Consider the following 5,170-nt stretch of genomic DNA (forward strand, 5'->3'; position numbering starts at 1 on the left):
GATTCGCGCCTCAGGACTCAGCGCAACGCGTTGCGCTGAGTCCTGAGGCTGTTGCAATGAAAATGAGAATCAAGGATTGAACTCAAACTCGGTTTCATTCACCCTCTTGCTCTTTGAATACAGGTATCGCCCTAGCGATAGTGTGCTATACTATCGCTAGGGCGATACCTGTTAGGAGACTCGCGTGAAACTGTGGCATGGTTCTCAGAAGATCATTGAGACTCCCCAGATTGGCCTGGGAAAAGTCCATAACGACTATGGACAGGGATTCTATTGCACAGAGAGCCTCGACCTTGCAAGGGAATGGGCGTGCTCGCGTGATGCCGACGGCTTTGCAAATCGATATGAACTCGACATGGCCGATCTCAAGGTACTCGACCTGCTATCGCCGCAATATTCAGTTCTGCATTGGATAGCGTTGCTTGTAGAGCATCGTTCATTCCGAAAGGACACCGCCGTCGCTGTGGGGGCATGCGAATACCTTCGCGATCATTTTTTGCCTGATGCTAACGCTTACGATGTGATTAGAGGGTGGCTTGCGGATGACTCGTACTTCAGCTATGCCAGGGCGTTTGTAAACAATACGATCACCATTGACCAGCTCGGTCGAGCGATGAGGCTCGGCAACCTTGGAGAACAGATTGTGCTCAAAAGCGAGCGCGCGTTCAAGAGCATTCGTTTTGCTGGATTTGAACGTGCGCCACAAGCTCTATATGGCCCATTGGCCAAGGACCGAGATGAGTTGGCAAGGGCGCAGTATCGGGAATTGCTTACCGAAAACCCGTTTGAGGGAATTCGTATCGTCGATATCGTTCGAGAGGGGATGACAGAAAATGACCCACGCCTACAGTGAGATGTATCTCGAGGATGCCATGAGAACGCTGGGCGAGGCAGTCGAATTCGCCCTCTGCGACCAAGGGCTGAGTCCAGCCGAGTTGACGGCGATCCTGTCAAACGCTTTTGAGATGAAACAGTTTGAGCACGGTATACCTCGCGTCGTCTGCGGCATGTCGGGCGACGAGCTCGCGCGCGATATTATCGCCCATGCGGGACTGACCCCCGTCGAATGCAGGGAGACCTATCCGTTCGACCGTTCGCCTCAGTATTGGGCGGGCTGGGTTTTGGCTTATTCGCAATGGGCGAGCAGCTTGCGTTTTAGCGACCTTCTTGAAGTCGCCCCGCTTGATTGGATTATCGGTTCGTATTCCCCGCTTCACGAGGCGTCGGAAGATACATTCGCAGAGATTGTCATCGATAAATGGAACAAAGCCCAGGCAGACAAAAAGGGCCTCAAAGCGGCACGAAAGGCGGCCGGCCTAACGCAAAAACAGCTGGCCGCCCAATCGGGGGTTAAACTTCGCGCTATACAGCTCTACGAACAGAATCAGCTGGATTTGCGCCGCGCCTCGGTCTCTTCGGCATTGGCGCTCGCAAACACCCTAAGCTGCGCCATCGAAGACCTCGTCTGGCAACCGGTTGCCCTAGAGTACGACTCGCGGGCTATTCCGTCCGTAAAGCTATAGAGGAGGCAGTCATGCCTTGGAACTACGTTCAACTAGATGACGGCGTCAATCGCGTTGCTCAAGAAGATCATTCATCTGCGCTCGAGGTAAATTCAGCATCACCGATTTTGCTCGACGGCATCACGTCAATCGACGAAGCTATTCGGCAGACCATAGCGGGCATGCCCAACGCGCTCAGGCTCTTGGAGAACTCATGATGGCGGCTACGCAGCGGGGCGCTCATCCGTTCGCGCCACTCGTGCTTGATGATGCCGGTTCCCTCGAAGCTATGGCCGCGGCTGCGATGCGCTTACACAGCACGCTGATGACGGTCGGGCGCTGCTATACAACCGACGCCACAGGCGACCGGGCCGCGCTTGAGCTTGGACGCGTCGAGTCCGTGCTTGCGGGTGCATTCTGTACGATATTCGGCCAATCGCCGGCCGACCGCTTCGCTGACATCTTTGACCAGGTCACCTACGTTGCTGAGCACATGGTCAAGGACCACATCTTTGAGGACGGTAACAAACGCACCAGCCTTGTCTTTGCGTTGTCCGTTCTAAGATTCGCAAGCACTCCGGTCGTGCTGTCCGACAGTCCCGAGCCCAATGACAACCAGTACTACGTCTGGATCCAAGACCTCGTATCTGGAAACCGCTCTCGCGCCGATCTCGCGGAAGAGCTTAGGCGCAATTACGTTGTGTGTCACGACTGCGCTTCGCCTGTATAGAATCAAACCATCCGCACGTTGGTAATTGAATGGATTGGACACCACATGGAACTCCCCAGCACCCTGTGCAGCAATGTGTGCGACTTTGCGTTTTGCCCCGAGCCCTGCTACGACCGCCTGGCCGACCTTGCCGACCCCGAGGACTGGGGTCCCGGCAACCGCATCCTCAAAAACTACCTGTCGTTTTCGTTTAGCCGCGCGGTGTTTTTGACCGAGCGCGACGTGGACCAGACCGCCCCGTCCAACCTGCCGCTGGTGTTCGAAGACGACCGCTGCCTATTCAACACCGGCCTGTACACGCGCCGCTACGAGACCATCTACGGCCTGTTTGAGCCCAACACCAAGCCCGCCGCGCGCCAGCGCTGGTTTTTAAAGGGCTTCTTTAAGGAAAGCGACCCCCATGCTGGTCTCGTTTGAGTACCTGCCGTGTCGCGTGCGCTTTGCCGAGGACCCCTCCGAGCTGGTTTTTGACTATCGACTGCCCATCCGCTCCAACATCGACCACATTCTGGGCGACGAGGAAAACCTTACGCGTATTCCCGCCAGCCTGATGGGGGAGGGCAACTCGCTGTTGCTGCGCCGCGCCTTTGAGGGTGCCGTCGTCGAGGCCGCCCGCCGCGCCGCCGCCAACTACACGCTTGCCGTGCCGCAGTTCTACGGCGGCCGGATCCAACTGCTGCTGCCGCTGTGCCTAACCGGCGACAAGCCCGAGCTGGCGCTGACCATCCAGCGCGAGGACGGTTTCTACGCTGCGCGCACCTGCCTTACGCTCGACATGGCTTACAACAACGCGCGACTGATCTGCCGCCCCGAGACTTCGTGGATCAAGCGATAAATGGTGCTTTAGCTGTGGGTTTTTCGATTGCTTTGGTCGCATTGGCTTGACTGGCGCCCACGAATTTAAAATCGAGGGCAAAAAGTTCTTGGTAAACCACGCGCGGCTATGTTAGTATCTCTTTTGCCGAAAGGCGACGGGCGATTGGCTCAGGGGTAGAGCATATCCTTCACACGGATGGGGTCACAAGTTCGAATCTTGTATCGCCCACCATCAAAAGCGCAGGTCAGAGGTGTTAAGCCTCTGGCCTTTATCTTTTTGACACCAAGCTTGACACCAAAACTGACACCAAATTTTCGATTTTTATTAAAATGGGGTCTCGTTTTTTATTGATTATGTCCCCTTCACAATTCCTACATATTGAATAAAGTTTCCGTTCGTTGACTAACTTTAAGTGACGTCATTGACCATTTTGAAAATAGCTCACGCGCTCTTTCAATGAATTCTTGGCATGATTCATACGCAATTGTGGAGACAGAGACCACTGGCTCACAGCTCGTACCAGCACATTCACGCCTCGTGACAACCTTTCAACACATCCCATCCATTTTTTGGTCAGCGTTTGGTCAGTTTCCGGTACTTACCCGCATGATGCCCCAGTAGATAATCGGCGATGTCCGCAATCCGCACGGCCTATGGCCGAAACCAGGGGAGGCGCAAATGGACGAAATCGTCTGCGCAAACACCGCATTCCGTTACTGGCGCTGCCCGCCGCAGGTGCGCGATCTCTATCCGCGCCTGCCCAACTCCGAAGACGGCTGGCGTGCCCTATCTCAATCGCCCTTTGTAGTCGACGTCCTTAAGACTCCGATTATTACCACAACAGTGCCCGGTGGCGTTAACTACCATTCGGGATTACGGACAACTATCCACTGTAATGATGCTTCTGGGGTGGACAGCACGCTGGAAACCGCGATGAGCTTTAGGGTTACCAATCCACTTGCGACGCTATTTACCATGGCGCGCTTTGTGTCTCCAACCGATCTTGTCCTTGCCATGTACGAATTCTGCGGATGGTTCTCAGTCTTTGAGCTCACCGCCGCAGCAGAAGCGGAACTAGACAAAGCCAAAGACGCTGCCGAGAATGCAACGACCGAATCCATCTTTGACCTCAATGAAAGCCAAGACGAGCCACAATGGAAGCGCGTTTATGCTCGCATAAAAGTCAAGGAACAGGTAAATACGAAGGGGACCAACGGACAAAAGAAGACGAATGAGGTCACAAAACTAAAGGGCACTTCGCTCTGGATGAGGAAGCCGCTTATCGAAATACGCGAGCTTCATGAGTACGCCAGTAAGATGAAAAAACGAAAGTGGGGTACGAAGTTTTACAACGCCGCGCAGCTGGTGACGGGTATAGCCGCTTCTCCGCTCGAAGTTGCAGGAATTTTATTGCTATCGCTTCCTCGCTCTCGCGGCGGTGCCGGCTTTAGAAACGTTTACGTCAACGACCTTACGCCGCTAACCGCATCGGCGCAGAGCATTGCAGGGCAAAAAGTCTGCTACGGGGATATCGTGATCGTGAATCCAACCATAATGAAGGCAGGCATCGTGGAGATTCAGGGCGAGGTCATCCACGGATCAGGCGCCGTGCTCGACCACGATGCCAAACGCATGACCGCGCTGCAAAGTATGGGGTATGACGTCTTCCTGGTTACGCACGACATGCTTAACGATGCCGAGCAGCTTGATGCGATCGTGCGAAGTCTTTGCTCGCGCTTGGGTTTGCGCTATAGGTGCAAAACTAAGGCGCAAAAGACAACGGAAATGGAGTTACGAGCCAACGTATTGTGCAATTGGCTGGAAATCGGTCGTTAGATGGGTGCCCTACTCACCTCCGGGCGCCCTCGGTCGGCTGCGCGCGACGCCGCCGCCACGGAACCGGCCCATCTACTACGCTTAGCCCCGACCCCTCGACCATACCCCGTATTTCGCGAAAACCGCAGGCCGTCTACCTGCGGTTTTATTTTTGCCCGAGACGTCATGGTCGGGGGATGTGGGCCAAACGTAGTAGATGGCCCGGTTCCGTGGCGTGAGGTCCCCGGGGGCGGCCGGGCGGGTGCCGGGAAGGAGGGCGGCGGCGTGGCCGCCGCCCCCCGGGGG

At 55.5% G+C, this 5,170-nt stretch carries 5 protein-coding genes, 1 tRNA gene and 1 pseudogene; all 7 read left to right on the forward strand.

What is annotated here, in order from left to right:
* Positions 1-184: 184 nt before the first annotated feature.
* Entirely contained in the window at positions 185-853 is a 669-nt protein-coding gene (locus ACEXKH_RS09470; protein ID WP_373573921.1) for a DUF3990 domain-containing protein, read from the forward strand.
* A complete protein-coding gene (locus ACEXKH_RS09475) occupies positions 834-1,523 on the forward strand; it encodes a helix-turn-helix domain-containing protein (RefSeq protein ID WP_373573922.1) in 690 nt (229 codons plus the stop codon). Before ACEXKH_RS09470 ends, ACEXKH_RS09475 begins: the two co-directional genes overlap by 20 nt.
* Positions 1,524-1,534: 11 nt before the next feature.
* On the forward strand, positions 1,535-1,720 hold the full coding sequence (locus tag ACEXKH_RS09480) for a hypothetical protein (protein ID WP_373573923.1): 186 nt from the start codon (positions 1,535-1,537) through the stop codon (positions 1,718-1,720).
* Positions 1,717-2,232, forward strand: a complete 516-nt coding sequence (locus ACEXKH_RS09485; RefSeq protein WP_373573924.1) for a Fic family protein — start codon at positions 1,717-1,719, stop codon at positions 2,230-2,232. Before ACEXKH_RS09480 ends, ACEXKH_RS09485 begins: the two co-directional genes overlap by 4 nt.
* A gap of 45 nt (positions 2,233-2,277) precedes the next feature.
* Positions 2,278-3,067: pseudogene (locus tag ACEXKH_RS09490) on the forward strand (DUF3825 domain-containing protein).
* Between the two features lie 138 nt (positions 3,068-3,205).
* Positions 3,206-3,280 (forward strand) — tRNA-Val (locus tag ACEXKH_RS09495).
* A gap of 447 nt (positions 3,281-3,727) precedes the next feature.
* Positions 3,728-4,885 carry a hypothetical protein gene (locus tag ACEXKH_RS09500; RefSeq protein WP_373573925.1) on the forward strand — a complete coding sequence of 386 codons (1,158 nt, stop codon included), beginning with the start codon at positions 3,728-3,730 and terminating at the stop codon, positions 4,883-4,885.
* Positions 4,886-5,170 lie beyond the last annotated feature (285 nt).

The sequence above is a fragment of the Collinsella aerofaciens ATCC 25986 genome, from assembly GCF_964259375.1.
GTDB lineage: Bacteria > Actinomycetota > Coriobacteriia > Coriobacteriales > Coriobacteriaceae > Collinsella > Collinsella aerofaciens_BO.

Bases quoted from the DNA above. Each gene is read 5' to 3' on its own strand.
- ACEXKH_RS09475 (WP_373573922.1), top strand. From the start codon at position 834: ATGACCCACGCCTACAGTGAGATGTATCTCGAGGATGCCATGAGAACG.
- ACEXKH_RS09480 (WP_373573923.1), top strand. From the start codon at position 1,535: ATGCCTTGGAACTACGTTCAACTAGATGACGGCGTCAATCGCGTTGCT.
- ACEXKH_RS09485 (WP_373573924.1), top strand. From the start codon at position 1,717: ATGATGGCGGCTACGCAGCGGGGCGCTCATCCGTTCGCGCCACTCGTG.
- ACEXKH_RS09500 (WP_373573925.1), top strand. From the start codon at position 3,728: ATGGACGAAATCGTCTGCGCAAACACCGCATTCCGTTACTGGCGCTGC.